We start from the raw sequence: 17890 nt of genomic DNA, 5'->3' as shown, positions 1-17890 counted from the left end.
CATCTCGCCGGCATGAAGGACAGCAAGATCATCGTCGCCATCAACAAGGACGAGGAGGCGCCGATCTTCCAGATCGCCGACTACGGCCTCGTCGCCGACCTGTTCAAGGCCCTGCCGGAGTTGCAGCAGGCGCTGTGACCGGGAAACCGCCGGCCCGTTGCCCCTTGCCGGAACGGGCCGGCTGTTCTATCGCTGGCGGACGGGAACACCGACACACCGACAGCGGCAGGACGGCCATGAGCATCGACGGAATCACCGGACTGGACCATCTGGTCATCGCGACCCGCGACCTCGGCGCGGCGCGCGACACCTACAGCCGGCTTGGCTTCACCGTGACGCCGCGCGGCCATCATGCGGAGCTGAAGTCGGCCAACCACACCGTGATGTTCCCGACCGGCACCTATCTGGAACTGCTGGGCATCGAGGAGAAGCGGCCGGTCAACGCCCATTACGCCGATTTCCTGCTGAAACGCGAGGGCATCGCCGCCATCGCACTGAAGACCGCCGACGCCCGCGCCGCGCGCGACGGCCTGGCCGCCGCCGGCTTCCCCGCCGCCGAGACGCTGGACTTCGGCCGCCCGGTCGAGCTGCCGGAGGGCACGCGCGACGCCCGCTTCTCCATCACCCAGATCGATCCGGCCGCCACCCCGGCCGGCCGCGTCTTCCTGTGCCAGCACCACACGCCGGACGTGGTGTGGCGCAAGGACAGCCTGGAACACCCCAACAGCGCCACCGGGCTGGAGGCGCTGGTGATCGCCGCCGACGATCCCGACGCGGTGGCCGGCGTCTACGCCCGGCTGCTCGGCGGGACGGTGGTCGACCGTGGCGCCGCCCGCATGGTCCAGCCCGCCGGCACCGGCGACGGACAGGTGCCGGTCCTGGTCGCCACGCCCGACCGGCTGCATTGGGCCTGGACCAGCGACCCCGCCTTCGCCACCCCCCGCCCCTTCTTCGCCGGCTTCGTGGTCCGCGTCGCCGACCTGGAGAAGACGCAGCAGGCCTTGCAGAAGAGCAAGTTCCCGACCGTGGTCGGCGGCGGCGTCCTGCGGGTGAACTCGCCCAACGCCGCCGGCGCGATGATCGCCTTCGCCCAGGACTTCGACCTGAACGCCCTGATTCCCTGACGCTGATCCTGCCCTGGCGACCAGCGTCCGCCTGTGTCGATCCGGTCATGGACTCAGCGACAATTCGCGTCGAATTCACCGTATGACCGCCAGGATTGCTTGTGTACTCTGCCCCGGCAGTGGCACCCGGTGAGGGAGCTTGTGCGGAGACGATCATGGCGGCAACGGGCGAGACGGTGGGCGCGGTGGGGGCACCGGGTTCGGAGATCCCGACCCCTCCTGCTGCCACCGATGCCGCGGGGGCGCTGTTCGACGCCCTGCCCGTCCCGGCCCTGACCCGCGACGCCAGCGGCCGGCTGCTCGGCAACCGCGCTTTCCTCGATCTCTACGGCGGCACCGACTCCCTGTCGGCGGACCTCGTCCGCGATCTGGTGCAGACGCCGCCCGGCACCGCGCGGGAGGCGCGTCTGGCGCACGGCGACGGCGGTCCGCGCGACGTGATGATCCGGGTCGGCGGCCCGCCCTGGGTGGCGACGGTGGAGGATGTGACCGACCAGCGGCAAACCGCGCGTGGGCTGGAACTGGCGACCGAAAAGCTGGAGGAGGCCTACCAGACCGCCAAGCTCGGCTATTGGGAATACGGCATCCTGTCGGGCGCGCTGGTGTTGAACGACGCCGCCTTCGCCGTGCTGGGCCATGGCCGGGACCGCTTCGCGCCCAGCTTCGACACCCTGTTGGCCATCCTGCACCCCGACGACCGGCACGGCTTCGGCAACATGCTGGAAAGCGTCGTCGACAACCCGGCGCGCGTCTATGTCGAATACCGCGTCCATGACGAGGACGGGCGGGTCCGCTACGTCTCCTCCTCCTGCGCGCCGCGGCTGGACGCGGATGGGCGGCTGACCCACGTCTTCGGCGTGATGATGGACACCACCGAGCGGGCGGAGGCGGCGGCCCAGCTGGAAGCCGCCAAGCAACGGCTGGAGGAGGCCTACCGCACCGGCCATCTCGGCTATTGGGAATACGGCATCCACAGCGGCGCGCTGGTGTGGAACCGGGAAGCCTTCGACATCTACGGCCAGGACCCCGACCGCTTCGCCCCGACCTTCGACAATCTGCTGGGCATCCTGCACCCGGACGACCGGATGTCCTTCGGCAACATGCTGGAAAGCGTGATCGGCAATTCCCGGCGGGTCTATGTCGAATACCGGGTGATCGACCCGGCGGGGGAGGTGCGCTACGTCTCCTCCTCCTGCGCGCCGCGCTTCGATCTGGACGGGCGGTTGACCCACCTGTTCGGCGTGATGCTCGACACCTCGGAACGGGCGCGGGCGGCCGATGCCCTGCGCACCGCCAAGGAGCGGGTGGAGAGCGCCTATCGCGAGTTGCAGGCCGCCCAGGACAGCCTGGTCCAGACCGAGAAGATGGCCTCGCTCGGCCAGCTCGTCGCCGGGGTGGCGCACGAGGTGAACGGGCCGGTCGGCGTGGCGCTGACCACCGCGTCGCACCTGTTGAGCCGGGCGGAGGACGTGAAGCGCCAGTTCTCCGCCAACGCGCTCACCCGCTCCGCGCTCGCCGGCTTCCTGGAGGTGGCGCAGGAGGCGGGGCAACTGCTGGTCGGCAACACCGAGCGGATCGCCGCCCTGGTCCACATGTTCAAGCAGGTCGCCGCCGACCAGACCGGCGACGAGCGCCGCACCTTCTACCTGCGCGAATACACCGAGGATGTGCTGCTGAGCCTGCACACGCAGATCGGCTCTTCCGGCCACCGGGTGACGCTGACCTGCCCCGAGGCGCTGCAACTGGAAAGCTTCCCCGGCGCCTTCGCCCGCGTGCTGACCCATCTGGTGCGCAACGCGCTGATGCACGCCTTCCGGCCGGAGCAGAGCGGCGAGATCACCATCGACATCCACGCCGACGGCGACGACTGGATCGAGGTGGTGCACGCCGACGACGGCCAGGGCATGCTGGAGGCTGACCTGCCGAAGATCTTCGACCCGTTCTTCACCACCGCCCGCCACGCCGGCTGCGTCGGGCTGGGGTTGCACATCGCCTACAATCTGGCGACCCAGACGCTGGGTGGCCATCTCAGCGTGCGCAACACCCCCGGCGAGGGCGCGGTCTTCACCCTGCGGCTGCCCCGTCAGGCCCCGACGCTGGACTGAAGCCGGACTGAACCGCGTCCCGTCTCACGCCACGGTCTGGCGTTCGCGGCGCAGCGGCTCCAGGGCGTCGGCGACGGCGCGGCGCAGGTCGGCGGCGATCACCGGCTTGTGCATGACGCGGAAGTTGCCGGTTTCCGCCTCCTGCAGGCGGGCGGGGGCGGTGTCGCCGGTCACCAGGATGCCCGGCAGGATGCGGCCCAGCGCCAGCCGCACCTCGCGGATCGCCTCCGTCCCGGTGCGGCCGTCGCGCAGCCGGTAGTCGGCGACGATCAGATCCGGCGTCGGGCCGCGGTTGGCGAGGTCGAGCGCCTCGGCGCAGCCTTCGGCGGCCAGCACGGTGTAGCCCCATTCGGCCAGCATGGCGCGCAGCCCCTCACGGACGATCTCGTCGTCTTCGATCACCAGGACCGTGGTGGCGAAAACCGGACGCGGCGCGGCCGGCGTCGCGCCCACCACCGGCGTCGGCGTCGCGGCGAGCGGCACCTCGACCGCGAAGACCGATCCCTGTCCGGGGATCGAGCGCACCGTCACCCGGTGGCCGAGCATCACCGACAGCCGCCGCACCACCGCCAGCCCCAGCCCCAGCCCCTGGTCGCGGTTGCGGCTGGCGTTGCCGACCTGGACGAACTCCTGGAAGATGTCCTCCTGCTGGTCATCCGGGATGCCGATGCCGGTGTCCCACACCTCGATCCGCAGGGTGCCGCCACGGCGGCGGCAGCCGATCAGGATGCGCCCCTTGTCGGTGTAGCGCAGCGCGTTCTCCACCAGGTTCTGCAGGATGCGGCCCAGCAGCATCGGGTCGCTGTGCACATGGGCGCGGGACGGCACGATGTGGAGCAGCAGCCCCTTCTGGATGGCGACCGACCGGCTGTTGGCGGCGACGCGCTCCATCACCTCGGACAGCGGGAAGTCCGCCAGTTCCGGGACGATCGCCCCGGCCTCCAGCCGGGAGACGTCGAGCAGCCCGTCGAGCAGCATCTTCAGGGCACTCAGCGCCCGGTCCATGGTGCCCAGCACGTTGCGGCTCATCCCGTCGCTGACCCGGCTCGACAGCACCTCCATCAGCAGCATCAGCGACTGCACCGGCTGGCGCAGATCGTGGCTGGCGGCGGCCAGGAACTTGGACTTGGCGACGTTGGCGCGGTCGGCCTCCCGCCGCGCGTCGGTCAGCGCCTGCTGGGCCCGCTTGTGTTCGGAGATGTCGCGGACGATGGCGATCAGGCTGACCAGCCGGCCGTCATTGTCGCGCACCGGCGACGCGCTCAGTTCCAGGCAGCGCGCCGGCTCCGGCCCGTCGCCGGGCCGGCCCAGCTCGACCCGCGCGTCGCTGCCGATGACGATGGCGTCACGCAGCGGCTGCAGGGCCGAGCGGTCGCTCGCCGCCCGTTCCAGCGCGGTCAGGGCGCCGCTGTCCATCAGGGCGGCGGTCGGCGCGCCCAGCAGCTCTTCCAGCGCCGGGTTGACGTAGACGATCGGCATGCCGGGCCGGGTGGCGTCGGCGATCATGATGCCGTCGTTGCTCCAGGCCAGCGCCCGGTTGCGGACGCGCAGCGCCCGGTCGGTGTGCCGGCGCCATTGCAGTTCCACGATGAAGGCGATGACGAACAGCAGGATCACCACCGTGGTGGCGACGGCCCAACCGATGTAGAGGCGGGCGTTGTCGCGCCAGGGGCCGAACACCGTCTCCACCGATTCGCCGACGATCGCCACCACCGGGTAATCGGGGGCGGTGCGGTAGGCCATGATCCGCTCCACCCCGTCGATCGGGCTGACGATGCGCCGATGGCCGATCGGATGCTGGCGCAGCGCCTGCCACAAGTCGCCGCTGACCACGCCGAGCCCGGCGGCGGAGGGCGAGGAGGACGTGCCGGCGCTGCGGGCCAGGATCGTCCCGTCGCTGCGCAGCAGCGTCGTCGACGCGTCGCCCGGCAGACCGAGCACCCGGTAATGGCGCACGAAGGATTCGACCGGGATGTCGGCGACGGCGATGCCGGCGAAGGTGCCGTCCGCCATTTCCAGCCGCCGCGCCACCGGGATCATCAGGTCGTGCGTCTCCGACGAGGCGTAGGGAATGCCGACCACCAGCCCGCGCGGGGCGGTGTCGTGGGCGACGCGGAACTCGTCGCGGTCGGTGATCGAGCCCTGGAAGGTGGCGCGCCCCGCGCCCATCGTCATCAACCCACCGGCGTCGTAGACGCGCACGCCCACCACCAGCCCCTCTTCGAAGGCCCGGCGGGAATCGAGACGCATCGACCGGTTGCGCTCGGTGTTGGCGATCAGGTCGAGCAGCAGGTCGTCGACCCGGCGGAAGGTGGCGGCCGCATGCTCCTCCACCAGGCGGGCGACGACGGCGGTCTTCTCATGGGCGGTAAGGTCGAGCAGCCGCTCTTCCCTCTGGAGACGGTCGAGCAGAATCCACCACAACGCGGCGATCGCCAGCGCCACCGCCAATGCCGGCAGGACCAGGCGTCCGCCGAAGCCGGAAAAAAGCCAGAGCGCCCGCCTCACATCGTCCCCGAACCCAGTGGATGGTCCGCTACCCCGATCCGGCGCCAGCGCGAGCCGGGGGACGGCCGTGTGGACGCAAGAATGCAGCAACGGGGATGCCGACGCAACGCCGTAACCGGCAAGGTGGAGCCGCAACAAAGTTGCTCCACCCATGCGTACATTTTGCGCGAACCGCGTCGCCCAAACGGCGCCTGCCCCCTTGCGGAGCGGTACCCCGCCCGGCCGGCACGGCTGAAAAGCCGGCTTTCCGCCGGTCCCGTCGCCCGCTATACCGCGGGGATGAGCTTTGCCCGCGCCATCGCCACCGTCGGCGGCCTGACCCTGCTGAGCCGGCTGGCCGGCTTCGCACGCGACATTTTGACCGCCGCCGTCCTGGGGGCCGGGCCGGTGGCCGATGCCTTCTTCGTCGCGCTGAAGCTGCCCAACCTGTTCCGCCGCCTGTTCGCGGAGGGTGCCTTCGGCGTCGCCTTCGTGCCGCTGTTCGCCGCGGAGCTGCAAACCCGTGGCCACGCCGCCGCCGTCCGTTTCGCGGAGGAGGCGCTGGCGATGCTGCTGGCGTTGCTGCTGCCCTTCACGCTGGCTGCCATCGTCGCGATGCCCTGGCTGATGCACGGCCTCGCCCCCGGCTTTTCCGACGAGCCGGCGAAGTTCGCGCTGGCGGTCGACATGGCGCGGCTGACCTTTCCCTATCTGGCGCTGATCTCGCTGGTGGCGCTGCTGGGCGGCGTGCTGAACGCGCTAGACCGTTTCGGCCCCTTCGCCGCCGCCCCCATCGCCTTCAACCTGACGCTGGTCGCCGCCCTGCTGGTCGCGCCCCGGCTTGGGCTGGAGCCGGGGCGGGCGATGGCGGCGGCGGTGACGCTGTCGGGGGTGGTGCAGGTCGGCTGGATGGCCTGGGCCTGCCGCAACGCCGGCGTGGTGCTGCGGCTGCGGCGGCCGCGGCTGACCGAGGGGATGCGGCGGCTGTTCCGGCTGGTCGGGCCGGGGGCGCTGGGGGCCGGCGTCATGCAGATCAACCTGTTCCTCAACATCGTGCTGGCGTCGCTGCTGCCGTCGGGGTCGGTGTCCTTTCTCTATTACGCCGACCGGCTGAACCAGATGCCGCTGGGCGTCATCGGCATCGCCATCGGCACCGCGCTGCTGCCGGTGCTGGCCCGCTTCGCCGCCGCCGGCGACGAGCGGATGGTCCGCCATTACCTGAGCCGCGCGCTGGAGTTCAGTTTGCTGCTCGGTCTTCCCGCCGCGGTCGCGCTGGGCGTGGCGGGGGAGCCCATCGTCGGCGTGCTGTTCCAGCGCGGCGCCTTCGGTCCGGCGGAGGCGCACGCCACGGCGCTGGCGCTGGCCGCCTACGCCATCGGCATCCCCGCCTATGTGATCGTGAAGTCGCTGAACGCCGCCTTCTTCGCCCGGCACGACACCGTGACGCCGGTGCGGGTCGCCGTCATCGTGACGGTGGCGACCGCCGTGCTGGCGCTGGCGCTGATGCCGGTGCTGGGCCATGTCGGCATCGCGCTGTCGACCGGGTTGACCGCGTGGCTGGACGTCGGGCTGCTGGTGGCGGCGATGCGCCGGCGCGGGCTGTTCGACCTGGACGACCGGCTGAAGCAGCGGGCGCCGCGCATCGCCGCGGCGGCGATCGGGATGGGCGTGGCGCTGCTGCTGGGCGACCGGCTGCTGGCGGCCTGGCTGGAGGCGCCGTCGACGGTGGTGCGCTTCGCCGCGCTGGCGCTGCTGGTGGCCGGCGGCGGCGCGGTCTTCGGCGCGCTGGCGGTGGCGGCGGGCGGCGCGCGCCTGGGCGATCTGAAGGCGATGCTGACCAAGGCCACCTCTCCCGCCGGGGGAGCGGAGCCGGTTGCGAGTCCACCCCCTTGACGGCGGTCATAGGCAGTCGTACAAGCGACCCTACGTGGTGATTTGGTCGACCGGCTTGCGGGCCACGTAAAACAATCCGCTAAAAAGGTCCGAGCCGCGTCCGCGCCTCGACCCGATCGGTCGGGGCTTTTTTTGTTTTCGGCCGGCCTCGCCCCACCGGCGGCATCGAGGGGAGAGTCGCGGAATGTCGCGCACCGATCATCGCAATCCGAACGTCGCGGGGCTGCGCCCCCGCTCCAAGCTGGTCCATGGCGGCATCCGCCGGTCGTCCTTCGACGAAACCTGCGAGGCGCTGTACCAGACCTCCGGCTTCGTCTACGGCTCGGCGGAGGAGGCGGAGAATGCCTTCGCCAACGACGGCACGCGCCACGTCTATTCGCGCTTCCGCAACCCGACCACCGCCATGTTCGAGGACCGGCTGGCCGAGTATGAGGGCGCGGAGTGGGCTTACGCCACCGCCAGCGGCATGGCCGCCGTGCATGGCGCGCTGATGAGCGGCCTGCGCGCCGGCGACCGCATCGTCGCGCCGCGCGCCCTCTTCATCTCCTGCACCTGGATCGTCAAGGAGCTGTGCCCGCGCTACGGCATCGAGCCGGTGTTCGTCGACGGCTCCAACCTGGCGGAATGGGAAGAGGCGCTGTCGAAGCCGACCAAGGCGGTCTTCATCGAGACCCCGTCGAACCCGGGGCTGGAGGTCGTCGACCTTCAGGCGGTGAGCGACCTCGCCCACAAGGCCGGGGCCATCGTCGTCGTCGACAACGCCTTCGCCACGCCGGTGCTGCAACGCCCGTTCGATTTCGGCGCCGACGTCATCATCTATTCGGCGACCAAGCACATCGACGGCCAGGGTCGCTGTCTGGGCGGCGTCATCCTGACCAAGGACAAGAAGTACGGGTCGGAGGTCATCCACCCGTTCCTGCGCAACACCGGCCCGACCATCGCGCCGTTCAACGCCTGGCTGCTGCTGAAGGGGCTGGAGACGCTGGAGCTGCGGGTCCAGGCGCAGTCGGCGGCGGCGGCGCAGGTCGCCCAGTTCCTGGAAACCCACCCGAAGGTGGCCCAGGTGCTGTACCCGATGCTGCCCAGCCACCCGAGCTATGATCTGGTGCGCAAGCAGATGAGCGGCGGCGGCAACATGCTGTCGATCTTCCTGAAGGGCGGCAAGGCCGAGGCGTTCAACGCGCTGAATGGCCTGCGCATGGTGATGATCTCCAACAATCTGGGTGACTCGAAGAGCCTGATCACCCACCCGGCGACCACCACCCATTCGAAGCTGACCGACGAGGAAAAGCGGGCCGCCCGCATCGAACCGGGCCTGCTGCGCCTGTCCGTTGGTCTCGAAGACCCGCAGGACATCATGGAAGATCTCGACCGCGCGCTCGCCGAGGCGTAAAGATCGTGCCGGAACCTTATGCTGCAGTGCAGCGTTAACGGCAGCAGCAAGGTTCCGGCAACGATTTCAAGCGAGGCGAAGCGAATGGCACAAGACACCGCCGGCAATGGCCACCCCGTGGAACGTCTGAGCGCGGTGGCGGATCAGCTCGCCAAGACCAGCCTGCGCAGCGGCGAAATGGGTGTTGCCGCGGCACAGACCATCGGTTACCGCACCGCGATGATGACGGCGGCGCTGTCCAATCCGATCGACTTCGCCAACCCCGAATTCATCCGCATGGGATCCGAGAAAATCGAAGCGGCGGTGGAGGCGTTCCACGCCGTCGCCACCGGCATCAGCGAGTTCGGCGCCGCCTGGGTGACCATGGTGACCAAGCAGACCGAAGCGGCGGCGGTCACCGTCGGCGGCCTCGCCAGCTGCCGCAACCCGATGGAAATCGTCGACGTGCAGCAGCGCCTGCTGGCCGACGCGATGGACGCCGGCATCCACGCCAGCCTTCGGCTGGTCGAGGCGACCGCCGCCCTGACCGCCGCGGGCCTGAACCCGGCCTACCGCAAGGTGCGGGCGAACGCCCGCCGCCTGTCCCGCGGCTGAGCCCCGGGGACGCGGCAGGGCGCGGGCCTCACACCACGTCCGCGGGGGCGAGGCGGCAGCAACGGCCGTCATGCTCCACCTGGACGGTGGCGTGGCCGATGCCGAACCGGTCCTTCAGGACGGTCGCGATGCCCTGCAGCAGTTGGTCGTCCTGCTCCAGGCCGGGGCGGACGAGGTGGGCGGTCAGCGCCGTCTCCGTCGTGCTGATCGGCCAGATGTGCAGGTCGTGGACGGCGACGACGCCGGGCAGGCCGCTCAGGTAGCGCTCCACCCCCTCGCGGTCGATGCCGTCGGGCACCGCGTCCATCGCCAGCCGCGCCGAATCGCGCAGCAGGCCCCAGGTGCCGGCAACGATGACCAGGGCGATGGCGATGCTGGTCACCGGGTCCAGCCATGTCCAGCCGGTGACGCGGATCGCCAGCGCCGCCACGACCACCCCGACCGACACCGCGGCGTCGGCGGCCATGTGCAGGTAGGCGCCGCGCAGGTTGATGTCCTGCTTCTGCCCGCCGACGAACAGCCACGCGGTCCAGGCGTTGATGACGATCCCGACCAGCGCCACCACCATCACCGTGGTTTCGGCCACCGGCTCCGGCGTTGCCAGCCGCCGCGCCGCCTCCAGCAGGATCGCCCCGACGGCGACCAGCAGGATCATCGCATTCAGCAGCGACGCCAGGACCGAGGCGTTGCCGAAGCCGTAGGTGTAGCGCCCCTTCGGCAGCCGCCGTCCCAGCCACGCCGCCCCCCAGGCGAGCAGCAGCCCCATCACGTCGCTGAGATTGTGCCCGGCGTCGGCCAGCAGCGCGGTGGAGTTGGCGATCAGGCCATAGACCGTCTCCACCGCGACGAAGCCGATGTTGAGCAGCGCCCCCAGCGCGAAGGAACGGTCGTAGCGGACCGGCCCATGATGATGCCCGCCGGCGCCGCCATGGGTGTGGCCGCCATGCGCGTGATCATCGTGTGGGTGGTCACCGTGTGGGTGGTCACCGTGTCTGTGATCACCGTGCTTTTGATCGCCGTGCGTGTGGTCGCCTTGCGACATGGTCGGGGGTCCCGTGGTCGGATGCTGCGGTGCGGCGGAAGTCTGGCCGGACCGGACCGGCGTGGCAAGACGACAGCGCCACCTCGGCCCCTCTTGCGCCATCCGCCGCCGACGCCTAGCCTCGCGCGATCGCAGATATCAACCGTGAACGAAGGAAAAAGGTCATGAAGGCGCGCGTCACCTGGGTGGACGGCAAGATGTTCGTCGGCGAATCCGGCAGCGGCCATGCCGTGGTGATGGACGGCGCGCCCGAGTCCGGCGGCCGCAACGCGGGCATCCGCCCGATGGAGATGCTGCTGATCGGCATGGGCGGCTGCACCTGCTTCGATGTGGTCATGATCCTGGAAAAGGGCCGCCAGCAGATCACCGACTGCGTCGCCGCCATCGAGGCGGAGCGGGCCGACACCGACCCGAAGGTCTTCACCAAGATCCACGTCCACTTCACCGTGACCGGCCGCAAGCTCGACCCGGCCAAGGTGGAGCGCGCCATCGCCCTGTCGGCGGAAAAATACTGCTCCGCCTCGATCATGCTGGGCCAGACCGCGACGATCACCCACGACTTCGAAGTCGTCGAGGCGCCGTAAAAAATTTCCGCGGCGGTGTCGGCGGGGTGTCTCCCTGGTCGTCCTATGGGCGCAACGCTCAGGGAGACCCACACACCATGTGCAGCATGACCGACACCGCCGCCACCACCGCCGACCGCGACCTCGTCCTGACCCGCGTCATCGACGCGACGCCGGACAAGCTCTACCGCGCCTGGACCGAGCCGGAGTTGCTGAAGCGCTGGTTCGCTCCCCTGCCCTACACCACCGCCTCGGCCGCGATGGACGTCCGCCCCGGCGGTGCCAGCCGGATCGTCATGACCGCACCGGACGGCCAGGAGATCCCCTGCCCCGGCGTCTATCTGGAGGTGGTGCCGAACCGCCGCCTGGTCTCCACCGACGCCTACACCAGCGCGTGGGAGCCGTCGGCCAAGCCCTTCATGACGCTGATCCTGACCTTCGACGATCTCGGCGACGGCCGCACCCGCTACACCGCGCTGGCCCGTCACTGGACCGTCGCCGACCGCGAAACCCACGAGCAGATGGGCTTCCACCAGGGTTGGGGCCTCTGCACCGACCAGTTGGCCGCGCTGGTCAAGCAGCTTTGATTCCGAGGAGCCGCGAGTTGCCATCACCAATCCGGACCGAGGACGCCCCGATCATGACCAAAACCGATGCCCTGACCGCCGACGCCGCAAACGAGCGCGAAATCGTGATGACCCGTGTTCTACCGGCACCGCGCACCGCCGTGTTCGACGCCCTGCTGTCGCCGGACCAACTGCGCCGCTGGCTGACGCCGCGCGGCTTGTCCCTGGCGGTCTGCGAGGTCGACCCGATGCCGGGCGGCCGGTTCCGCTACGTCTGGCGCGTGCCGGGCATGCCCGACTTCGGCATGGCCGGTGTCTATCACGAGGTCGAGCGGCCATCCCGCGTCGTCCACAGCGAACGCTGCGAGTCCATGCCGGACGGCGCCGACGTCCAGGTGACCACGGCGCTGGCGGAACGGGATGATGGCACCCTGCTGACGCTGACCCTGCGCTACCCGGACCGGGCGACGCGCGACGCCATGCTCGCCTCCGACATGACGAAGGGCGTGGCGGAATGCTACGACGCGCTGGCGGCGCTCCTGTCGGCGCCGCGCTGAACGGCCGACGCCGTCACGCCGGCAGCAGCTTCAGCCCGACGATTCCCCCGGCGATGGCCGCGATGCACAGCAGGCGCGCGGCCCCCGCCGGCTCGCCGAACAGGACCATGCCCAGCGCCGCGGTCCCGACCGTGCCGATGCCGGTCCACACCGCATAGGCGGTGCCGAGCGGCAGGCTCTTCAACGCGTAGCCCAGCAGCAGGATGCTGACCAGCATCGCCCCGCCGGTCAGCAGGCTCGGCATCACTCTGGTGAAGCCGTCCGTGTGTTTCAGGCCGACGGCCCAGGCGATTTCGAACAGACCGGCGAGAACAAGCGCGACCCACGCCATGGCGGCGTCTCCGTATCGGGAGCGGCGGGGTCGTCCCCGCCCGAATTGCCCCATCCGTGGCGGGGTCGTCCCCGCCGGGTCCGCCGCAGATATGGCATCGGGCCGCCGCCGGTCAAGCCGTTGGTCGCGGCCGCGGTCGGGCCCGCTGGTCGAGGTTGCATCGCCGGGCGGCCCCGTGCAGGATGGGGTTCCTGAATGGTTCCCCCCTTCGCCACTGGCGGCGCAGGGGGTTTTCGATGTTGGGATCCCGATGACCGAACACGGCACGCCGACGGCCGAGCACCAGGCCGAATCGATCGACAACCGGCGCAAGCGGCTGCGCTTCCGCGCGTGGCACCGCGGCACGCGCGAGATGGATTTGCTGATGGGCAGCTTCGCCGACGCCCACGTCGTCGACTTCGACCACGCCATGCTCGACCGCTTCGAAGCGCTGCTGGAACTGGGCGATCCCGACCTCTACGACTGGATGTCCGGCCGGGAGGGCGTGCCGGCGGAACATGACAGCGATGTGATGCGGCTGTTGACGGCGTTCCGCTACACCCCACGTCAAGGCTCCTGAGTTCCCTCCCGCATCCTCGAGGCATTCCTCCTTGGTCAGTTTCGATCTCCAGCCCGGACGCGCCGGCCGCCTTCTGATCGGCGGTGCGCCCGAGGGTCACGACGCCCGCATCCTGGCGGAGCTTGCGCAGAAATCCGGTGCCTACGGCCTCTTGCATGTGGCGCTGGACGACACCCGCGCCGCCCTGCTGGCGGAGGCGCTGGCCTTCTTCGCGCCGACGCTGGAGGTTCTGACCTTCCCGGCCTGGGACTGCCTGCCCTACGACCGCGTGTCGCCCAACGGCGGCATCGTCGCCAAGCGCATCGACACGCTGACCCGGCTGATCGCCCGGCGCGATGCGGCGGCGAACCGCGACGGGCTGGCGCCGCTGCTGGTGCTGACCACGGTCAACGCGGTGGTGCAGAAGGTGCCGCCGCGCAGCGCCTTCAAGAACGCCGTGTTCTCCGCCAAGCTGCGCGACCGCATCGACCTGGAGAAGCTGCAGCGTTACCTCGCCGGCAATGGCTACACCCGCGCCCAGACGGTGCGCGAGCCGGGCGAGTTCGCCATCCGCGGCGGCATCGTCGACCTGTTCCCGCCCGGCAGCGACGAGCCGCTGCGCCTCGACCTGTTCGGCGACGAGCTGGAGGGGGTGCGCGCCTTCGACCCGATGACCCAGCGCACCACCGAGAAGCGCGACCGGGTCGAGCTGAAGCCGATGTCGGAGGTCTTCCTGGACGAGGCGGGGATCGCCCGCTTCCGCTCCGGCTACCGCGAGCTGTTCGGCGCGGTGACCGACGACGACCCGCTGTACGAGGCGATCTCCGCCGGCCGCTCCTACGGCGGGATGGAGCATTGGCTGCCGCTGTTCCACGAGAGCATGGACACGGTGCTGGACTATCTGCCGCGCGGCATCGTCAGCCTGGACCATCAGGCGGCCGAATCGCGCGACGCCCGCATCGCCCAGATCGTCGATTTCCACGCCTCGCGCCTGTCGATGATGACGATCGAGAAGCGGGCGGGCTCGCCGGTCTACAAGCCGGTGCCGGTCGCCTCGATGTTCCTCGACACCGTCGCCTGGGACGCCCTGCTGGGCGAGCGGGCGGTGGCGCAGTTGCAGGTCTTCTCGACGCCGCCCGGCATCAAGGGCACGGTCGACGCCGGCGGCAAGCGCGGCCACGACTTCGCCGAGGAGCGCAACCGGCCCGACGTCAACGTCTTCGACGCGGTGAAGGACCACATCCGGGCGTTGCGCGCCGAAGGGCGCCGGGTGCTGATCGCCGGCTATTCCGCCGGGTCGCGCGACCGGCTGTCGAACGTGCTGGCCGACCACGGCATCCCCGGCCTGGAGCCGGCGGAGAGCATGGAGGAGGTCCGCCGCTTCGACCGCGGCATCATCGGCACCATCGTGCTGGGGATGGAGCATGGCTTCACCTCGGCCGACCTCGCCGTCATCACCGAGCAGGACATACTGGGCGACCGCCTGGTCCGCCCGCAGAAGAAGAAGCGCAAGGCCGCCAACTTCATCGCCGAGCATTCGGCCCTGCACGAGGGCGACATCGTCGTCCACATGGACCACGGCATCGGCCGCTACGACGGGCTGGAGACGCTGGAGGTCACCGGGGCGCCGCACGACTGCCTGCGCATCGTCTATGAGGGCGGCGACAAGCTGTATGTCCCGGTCGAGAACATCGAGGTGCTGTCGCGCTACGGCTCCGAGGACTCGCAGGTCCAGCTCGACAAGCTGGGCGGCGCCGGCTGGCAGGGCCGCAAGGCGCGGGTCAAGAAGCGGCTGAAGGACATGGCCGAGGCGCTGCTGAAGATCGCCGCCGAGCGCATGCTGAAGAAGGCCGACCCGGTGCTGACGCCCGAGGGCGTCTATCAGGAGTTCGCCGCCCGCTTCCCCTACCCCGAGACCGACGACCAGCTGAAGGCGATCGAGGATATCTTCACCGACCTCGGCAGCGGCCGGCCGATGGACCGGCTGGTCTGCGGCGACGTCGGCTTCGGCAAGACCGAGGTGGCGCTGCGCGCCGCCTTCATGGTGGCGATGAGCGGCAAGCAGGTCGCCGTCGTCGTGCCGACCACCCTGCTGGCGCGCCAGCATTTCAAGACCTTCTCGACCCGCTTCGCCGGCCTGCCGGTGCGGGTGGTCCAGCTCTCCCGCATGGTCACTGCCCGCGAACAGACCCTGGTCAAGAAGGAGCTGGCGGAGGGCACCGCCGACATCGTCGTCGGCACCCACGCGCTGCTCGCCAAGGGCCTCGACTTCAAGCGGCTGGGCATGGTCATCGTCGACGAGGAGCAGCATTTCGGCGTGAAGCAGAAGGAGCGGCTGAAGGAGCTGCGCGCCGACATCCACGTCCTGACGCTGACCGCCACGCCGATCCCTCGCACCCTGCAGATGGCGCTGTCCGGCGTGCGCGAGCTGTCGCTGATCGCCACCCCGCCGGTCGACCGGCTGGCGGTGCGCACCTTCGTGCTGCCCTACGACCCGGTGGTGATCCGCGAAGCGATCCTGCGCGAGCATTACCGCGGCGGCCAGTCCTTCTACGTCTGCCCGCGCGTCGAGGATCTGGCGAAGGTCGCCGACCGGGTGCGCGATCTGGTGCCGGAGGTCAAGATCGTCACCGCCCACGGCCAGATGGCGGCCAGCGAACTGGAAGACGTGATGACCGCCTTCGACGAAGGCAAGTTCGAGGTGCTGCTGGCGACCAACATCATCGAAAGCGGCCTGGACATCCCCAACGCCAACACGCTGATCGTCCACCGCGCCGACCTGTTCGGGCTGGCCCAGCTCTACCAGATCCGCGGCCGCGTCGGCCGGTCGAAGAAGCGCGGCTACGCCTACCTGACCTACGCGCCCAACAAGGCGCTGAGCGGCACCGCCCAGCAGCGCCTGCACGTCATCGAGACGCTGGACAGCCTGGGCGCCGGCTTCCAGCTCGCCAGCCACGACATGGACATCCGCGGCGCCGGCAACCTGCTGGGCGAGGAGCAGTCGGGGCAGGTGCGCGAGGTCGGCGTCGAGCTGTACCAGCAGATGCTGGAGGAGGCGGTGGCCAACGCCCGCGCCGCGATGCAGGAGGGCGCCATCGCCGCCGCCGCGGCGCAGGAGTGGGTGCCGCAGATCAACCTGGGCACGCCGGTGCTGATCCCCGAGAGCTACGTGCCCGACCTGACGGTGCGGCTGTCGCTCTACCGCCGCATCGCCGATCTGGTCGACCGGGCGGAGGTCGACGGCTTCGCCGCCGAGCTGATCGACCGCTTCGGCAAATTGCCGGAGGAGGTCGAGAACCTGCTCGACGTCGTCACCATCAAGCGGCTGTGCAAGCAGGCAAACGTCGAGCGGGTGGACGCCGGGCCGAAGGGGCTGGTGCTGACCTTCCACGACAATTATTACGCTGAGCCGGCCAAGCTGCTGACCTACATCGCCCAGCATCTGACGCTGATGAAGCTGAGGCCCGACCACAAGTTGGTCTACAGCCGGGAATGGCCCGACCCGCAGGCGCGCGTCCGCAGCGTCCAGAAGCTGATCAAGGACATGGCGGAGATGGCGTCCGGCGGCGGCGTGCCGCGCGGCGAAACCCCGCCACCGCCGCCTCCCCCGCCGCCGCCCAAGCCGACCGGCGCCAAGATCGCCTCGCGCTTCGGCACGCCGTCGCGCTTCGGCCGACCGACCGGGCGGCGCTGAGGATGGGCAATGTGACCCGCCACGGCCCGCTGGCCCTGCGGCTGGCCCGCGGCGACCAGCGGACCGCGGGCGACGCGCCGTCGGTCGCCGACGAGGTGTCGGCCGACCGCGGCAAGCTGGCGGAACTGGTCGGTTGCCTGTTCCACCGCGACGCCGGGGTGCGCATGCGGGCGTCCGACGCGCTGGAACGGGTGGCGCGCGGCAACGCCGCCTGGCTCGACCCCTATGTCGAGCATCTGCTGACCGACGCCGTCGCCATCGAACAGGTGGAGGTGCGCTGGCATCTGGCGCAGATCATGCCGCGCCTGACGCTGGACGACGACCAGCGCCGCCGCGCCGCCGTGCTGCTGGCCGACTGGTTCGAGAACAGCACGAGCCGGATCGTCCAGACCAGCGCCCTGCAAGCGGTCGTCGATCTGGCGGAGCGCGATCCGGAGCTGCGCGGGACGGCGGCGGAAATGCTGGGCCGGGCTATGCGCTCCGGCGTGCCGTCGCTGGCCGACCGCGCCCGGCGCATCCTGAAGCCGTTCGAGGTGGACGAGGCGACGCTGACGGCGGCGCTGGTGCGCGAGCAGAGCGGCCTGACCCTGTCGGTGTTGCCCGACCGCTTGGCGGTGGCGCAACTGCCGCCCGGCAGCGGGCTGCCGGCTTGGCTGGACTGGAGCGACCCGCTGGTCGGCGCCACCCGCAGCGGCGACGAGCTGTCGATCCTCTGCCCCGAAGACCGCGTGCCGGCGGATGTGAAGGCGGAACGCGGCTGGCGCGCCTTCAAGGTCGAAGGCACGCTGGACTTCTCGCTGTTCGGCATCCTCGCGCGCATCGCCGTGCCGCTGGCCCAGGCGCATGTGCCGATCTTCGCGATCTCGACCTACAACACCGACTATGTGCTGGTCCGCGCCGACGACCTGGACAAGGCGGCGGATGTGCTGGCGCTGACCTGCACGGTGAAGCAGTAAGCCGGATAAGAAAACGGCGGGAGGGTGTTGCCCTCCCGCCGGTCGGC

The 17890-nt window shown here is 70.2% G+C and carries 14 protein-coding genes, 1 pseudogene and 1 riboswitch; of the genes and pseudogenes, 12 read left to right on the top strand and 3 right to left on the bottom strand.

What is annotated here, in order from left to right; translation table 11 throughout:
• From TSO352_RS34075 to TSO352_RS22330, 3 genes and pseudogenes are all read left to right on the top strand, one after another.
• A pseudogene (locus tag TSO352_RS34075) lies at nt 1-138 on the top strand (electron transfer flavoprotein subunit alpha/FixB family protein); the annotation flags it as partial.
• A gap of 98 nt (nt 139-236) precedes the next feature.
• Complete coding sequence (locus TSO352_RS22335) at nt 237-1124, top strand: VOC family protein (RefSeq protein WP_109109409.1); 888 nt, start codon at nt 237-239, stop codon at nt 1122-1124.
• Nucleotides 1125-1279: 155 nt separating this feature from the next.
• A complete protein-coding gene (locus TSO352_RS22330; RefSeq protein ID WP_109109408.1) occupies nt 1280-3229 on the top strand; it encodes a PAS domain-containing protein in 1950 nt (649 codons plus the stop codon).
• A 24-nt stretch (nt 3230-3253) separates the two neighbouring features.
• On the opposite strand, the gene TSO352_RS22325 is transcribed toward TSO352_RS22330, so the two are convergent.
• Nucleotides 3254-5737: an ATP-binding protein gene (locus TSO352_RS22325; RefSeq protein WP_247872310.1), complete on the bottom strand. Its 2484-nt coding sequence runs from the start codon at nt 5735-5737 to the stop codon at nt 3254-3256.
• A 279-nt stretch (nt 5738-6016) separates the two neighbouring features.
• Between TSO352_RS22325 and murJ the strand changes: the two genes are divergently transcribed.
• From murJ to TSO352_RS22310, 3 genes are all read left to right on the top strand, one after another.
• Nucleotides 6017-7609: a murein biosynthesis integral membrane protein MurJ gene (gene murJ / locus TSO352_RS22320; protein WP_109109406.1), complete on the top strand. Its 1593-nt coding sequence runs from the start codon at nt 6017-6019 to the stop codon at nt 7607-7609.
• A 24-nt stretch (nt 7610-7633) separates the two neighbouring features.
• A riboswitch (SAM riboswitch) is annotated at nt 7634-7713 on the top strand.
• An 80-nt stretch (nt 7714-7793) separates the two neighbouring features.
• Entirely contained in the window at nt 7794-9002 is a 1209-nt protein-coding gene (gene metZ, locus TSO352_RS22315) for an O-succinylhomoserine sulfhydrylase (protein ID WP_109109405.1), read from the top strand.
• Between the two features lie 84 nt (nt 9003-9086).
• On the top strand, nt 9087-9596 hold the full coding sequence (locus TSO352_RS22310) for a phasin family protein (protein ID WP_109109404.1): 510 nt from the start codon (nt 9087-9089) through the stop codon (nt 9594-9596).
• A 28-nt stretch (nt 9597-9624) separates the two neighbouring features.
• On the opposite strand, the gene TSO352_RS22305 is transcribed toward TSO352_RS22310, so the two are convergent.
• Nucleotides 9625-10638 (bottom strand): cation diffusion facilitator family transporter, encoded by a 1014-nt coding sequence (locus TSO352_RS22305; RefSeq protein ID WP_109109403.1) that lies wholly within the window; start codon nt 10636-10638, stop codon nt 9625-9627.
• A gap of 164 nt (nt 10639-10802) precedes the next feature.
• On the opposite strand from TSO352_RS22305, the gene TSO352_RS22300 reads away from it, so the two are divergent.
• From TSO352_RS22300 to TSO352_RS22290, 3 genes are all read left to right on the top strand, one after another.
• Nucleotides 10803-11222 (top strand): OsmC family protein, encoded by a 420-nt coding sequence (locus TSO352_RS22300; protein WP_109109402.1) that lies wholly within the window; start codon nt 10803-10805, stop codon nt 11220-11222.
• Nucleotides 11223-11299: 77 nt separating this feature from the next.
• Nucleotides 11300-11788, top strand: a complete 489-nt coding sequence (locus tag TSO352_RS22295) for an SRPBCC family protein (RefSeq protein ID WP_247872309.1) — start codon at nt 11300-11302, stop codon at nt 11786-11788.
• A 53-nt stretch (nt 11789-11841) separates the two neighbouring features.
• Nucleotides 11842-12324 carry an SRPBCC family protein gene (locus TSO352_RS22290; protein ID WP_109109401.1) on the top strand — a complete coding sequence of 161 codons (483 nt, stop codon included), beginning with the start codon at nt 11842-11844 and terminating at the stop codon, nt 12322-12324.
• 13 nt (nt 12325-12337) lie between these two features.
• On the opposite strand, the gene sugE is transcribed toward TSO352_RS22290, so the two are convergent.
• Nucleotides 12338-12655 carry a quaternary ammonium compound efflux SMR transporter SugE gene (gene sugE / locus TSO352_RS22285; RefSeq protein WP_109109400.1) on the bottom strand — a complete coding sequence of 106 codons (318 nt, stop codon included), beginning with the start codon at nt 12653-12655 and terminating at the stop codon, nt 12338-12340.
• 250 nt (nt 12656-12905) lie between these two features.
• Between sugE and TSO352_RS22280 the strand changes: the two genes are divergently transcribed.
• Genes TSO352_RS22280 through TSO352_RS33610 form a run of 3 tightly spaced genes read left to right on the top strand, consistent with a single transcriptional unit; the run spans nt 12906 to nt 17843 of the window.
• Complete coding sequence (locus TSO352_RS22280; RefSeq protein WP_109109399.1) at nt 12906-13214, top strand: succinate dehydrogenase assembly factor 2; 309 nt, start codon at nt 12906-12908, stop codon at nt 13212-13214.
• A gap of 31 nt (nt 13215-13245) precedes the next feature.
• Nucleotides 13246-16887 (top strand): transcription-repair coupling factor, encoded by a 3642-nt coding sequence (gene mfd / locus TSO352_RS22275; RefSeq protein ID WP_109109398.1) that lies wholly within the window; start codon nt 13246-13248, stop codon nt 16885-16887.
• Between the two features lie 2 nt (nt 16888-16889).
• Nucleotides 16890-17843 (top strand): ACT domain-containing protein, encoded by a 954-nt coding sequence (locus TSO352_RS33610; RefSeq protein WP_199231691.1) that lies wholly within the window; start codon nt 16890-16892, stop codon nt 17841-17843.
• The last annotated feature ends 47 nt before the right edge of the window (nt 17844-17890 follow it).

This window comes from Azospirillum sp. TSO35-2, from assembly GCF_003116095.1.
Classification (GTDB): Bacteria; Pseudomonadota; Alphaproteobacteria; order Azospirillales; family Azospirillaceae; genus Azospirillum.
This window is presented reverse-complemented; position numbering and strand designations above follow the sequence as displayed.

Coding starts and splice junctions, on each gene's coding strand:
- sugE (WP_109109400.1), bottom strand. CDS start 12,655: ATGGCGTGGGTCGCGCTTGTTCTCGCCGGTCTGTTCGAAATCGCCTGG.
- TSO352_RS22330 (WP_109109408.1), top strand. CDS start 1,280: ATGGCGGCAACGGGCGAGACGGTGGGCGCGGTGGGGGCACCGGGTTCG.
- TSO352_RS22335 (WP_109109409.1), top strand. CDS start 237: ATGAGCATCGACGGAATCACCGGACTGGACCATCTGGTCATCGCGACC.
- TSO352_RS22280 (WP_109109399.1), top strand. CDS start 12,906: ATGACCGAACACGGCACGCCGACGGCCGAGCACCAGGCCGAATCGATC.
- TSO352_RS22295 (WP_247872309.1), top strand. CDS start 11,300: ATGTGCAGCATGACCGACACCGCCGCCACCACCGCCGACCGCGACCTC.
- TSO352_RS22305 (WP_109109403.1), bottom strand. CDS start 10,638: ATGTCGCAAGGCGACCACACGCACGGCGATCAAAAGCACGGTGATCAC.
- murJ (WP_109109406.1), top strand. CDS start 6,017: ATGAGCTTTGCCCGCGCCATCGCCACCGTCGGCGGCCTGACCCTGCTG.
- TSO352_RS22310 (WP_109109404.1), top strand. CDS start 9,087: ATGGCACAAGACACCGCCGGCAATGGCCACCCCGTGGAACGTCTGAGC.
- TSO352_RS22290 (WP_109109401.1), top strand. CDS start 11,842: ATGACCAAAACCGATGCCCTGACCGCCGACGCCGCAAACGAGCGCGAA.
- TSO352_RS33610 (WP_199231691.1), top strand. CDS start 16,890: ATGGGCAATGTGACCCGCCACGGCCCGCTGGCCCTGCGGCTGGCCCGC.
- metZ (WP_109109405.1), top strand. CDS start 7,794: ATGTCGCGCACCGATCATCGCAATCCGAACGTCGCGGGGCTGCGCCCC.
- TSO352_RS22300 (WP_109109402.1), top strand. CDS start 10,803: ATGAAGGCGCGCGTCACCTGGGTGGACGGCAAGATGTTCGTCGGCGAA.